Origin of the sequence: Flavobacterium sp. A45 (assembly GCF_002001005.1) — a bacterium.
Lineage (GTDB): Bacteria > Bacteroidota > Bacteroidia > Flavobacteriales > Flavobacteriaceae > Flavobacterium.
Genome location: NZ_MUNX01000022.1, coordinates 1 through 2584 on the forward strand (window position 1 = coordinate 1; position 2584 = coordinate 2584).

The 2584-nt window shown below is 29.3% G+C and carries 3 protein-coding genes and 1 pseudogene; all 4 read left to right on the plus strand.

All coding sequences use genetic code 11. The annotated features are described in order from the left end of the window. Positions 1–400 (plus strand): hypothetical protein (locus B0E44_RS18695; protein WP_165688747.1); only part of this gene is annotated, 400 nt, incomplete at its 5' end. Positions 401–576: 176 nt separating this feature from the next. Further along, positions 577–1050: a hypothetical protein gene (locus B0E44_RS00140; protein WP_077370183.1), complete on the plus strand. Its 474-nt coding sequence runs from the start codon at positions 577–579 to the stop codon at positions 1048–1050. A gap of 282 nt (positions 1051–1332) precedes the next feature. Further along, positions 1333–1803: a hypothetical protein gene (locus B0E44_RS00145; RefSeq protein ID WP_077370184.1), complete on the plus strand. Its 471-nt coding sequence runs from the start codon at positions 1333–1335 to the stop codon at positions 1801–1803. A 206-nt stretch (positions 1804–2009) separates the two neighbouring features. Continuing rightward, a pseudogene (locus B0E44_RS00150) lies at positions 2010–2584 on the plus strand (hypothetical protein); the annotation flags it as partial.

Consider the following 2584-nt stretch of genomic DNA (forward strand, 5'->3'; position numbering starts at 1 on the left):
ATATAGAATAGATCTTAAAGAAACCAAAACAGAATTGAAATTAGCAAAAGGCAATTTATCTACGGCCATAGCATTACATTTTGAAAAAGAAAAAGATTACGTTAATGCTTTCTTTTATTTTATCTCCGCTTCTAAAGGGCACGGAGAATCGTCTGAAGAAAAAAAAGAATCAAATATTACTAATAATCCAGAAAAAAAACATTATGAAACTTGCATAACTAATTTAAACTTAGCCTCTAAAAATCTTAAAAAAATTACTACTGATCCAGATAAGGAAAAACTTAAAACAAAAGTTGATTCAGTTAAAAAATTAATGAATGATATTCATAAATTAAACGAAGATGAAGTTAAAAATCTTGTTTCTACAATTAGATATGAATTATTAACATTACTTGCATAACATCGCCTAACAGCCACTACAACGGATTTGGGCATTGGGCTTAATGGAAAGTTGGTTTTGTATTTGGGATGATTTGGCAAATCCGAAAATAGGGTTTAATTTAGTCCCAAACCCGCTGTAGTGCCAAGACGTTAGGCGTCATTGTAAGACAAGCTAGGAACAAAAAACATAAAAGAATGAAAAGAATATTATTTATTTGTTTGATTTTCCAATTCCAAATTTCATTCGGACAAAATGTTAGTATAGAGATTTCTGATCACTATCGTGAGCTTGATGGAAAAGCATATGCAACATATCAATTTGTTAGTTCAAGTTATAGTGCTTTGAGGCCGACTTTAGTCATTATTACAAATAAAGATTTATCATTCGAACTTTTAGATAAATTATCAACTTTATACAAAGCAAAACAGGAATATACAGATGTTTGGATATTAGGAATAACTAATTTCAACCAAAAAAATATTTCAGAAGTCGATAAGAAAATAATTGACAAATTTTTACAACAAATAATTAAATATCGTACAGACAATAATTTGCCGCTTATAGAGCTGGAACCGCCATATACTCTTGAAGGATTGCAAAGAGACAAGATTATTATTGAAAAGAAAGATGATATTTGTAAATACTTGGTATGTAAAAGCAAGATATAAAAGCGCTTATAAAAATGGGAAACAATAAAAACGAAAACGAAAACATAAATTAATACTGAAATAGCTTGGCCGAGTTGCGTCAATTTTGAAAACTTGCTCACCTTACGTGTCACAACGCCGCCTAACACACGCTACAAGCAAGCTGGGCAATTGGTTTAATTTGAAAATAGTTTGTGTTTGATACATTTGTTTTTAACTGAAAGATTACGCATCTTTAATCCCAGCCTGCGTGTAGCGCGGGAACGTTATGCACAATTGCCCAACAACTAACCACTAAAGAGAATGTTTAAATCCGAAACTGAATTTGAAACTCATATTCGTAAAATTATTGTAGATAAAATATCTGCTATAGATTCAGATATCGTGATATTGCGAAATAAAGATGTTGTAGACATATTAATCTGTAAAAATTCTAAACCTTCTCGCCTATTTTTTATAGAAGCAAAATTTCATAAAGCTTCAAATGGCCGAATTGGATTTGGTAATAGTCAAGGTGGAGGTTTTCAGCCTGAAATATTAACTAAAAGACCTAAATATTTTGACGAAAATATGAGATGGATATTTGGAAAAGAAAATGACGATAAATTTTATATTGGCGGAAATGAGGAAGTCTCAAAATATTTTTGTGGCGGAGAAATTGGGATTAAGTTTAATAATTTTCAAAATAAAATCTACGAGCATTTGACTTCTTATAACGAAGAAGAGCTAATTGAATATTTAAAAAAATGGTTTGAACAAAGCAACTGTGCATAACACACGCTACAAGCAATTTGGGCATTTGGCTTAATTTAAATATGGTTTTGTATTTGGAAGATTTGGCAAATCCGAAGAATGGGCTTAATTTAGTCCCAAACTGCTTGTAGCGCGAGAACGTTATGGGCAAGATAAAGTGAACGACAATCTTAATAAGATTAAATAAATTTACTAATCAAAACACCCAAGCAACAAAAAAAGAGTAAATGAAAAAAAATAGTTTAAAAATTATCATCATTCCGTTTCTATTATTTATTTGTCAATACACCTATTCTGTAAATGATCTTGAAAAAATGAAACTAAAAGGAAACGTAAAATCTATTAGAGAATATACCTCTGAGAGATTTGGATCATTGAAAGGCTACAAGATTAAAGAAAAAATATGTGAAAAAGAATTACAATTTAATATTTATGGTAGCATTACTCGTGAATTACAATATCTACCAAAATGTGACCCTTTTAGAGAAGTTTTATATAGCTACAATGATAAAAATCTTATTATTAACGAACAAGTTTATTATAGCAAAAAATTCCATAGTAAACGCATATACGAATATGATAATACCGGAAAATTATTTATTGAATATGAATATGACAATAATGAAAAAATTCATGGTAAACTAACTTTCGAAAATGATGAAATTGGACGTATTCATAAAATAAAATCATATCTAGAACCTGAAAATTCTCTTTGGATTACAACAACGAAAAAGTATGATTTAGTGGGTAATCTTATTGAAAGGTTATCTATAAAATATGATAGTTCATTTTATAGTAAGAC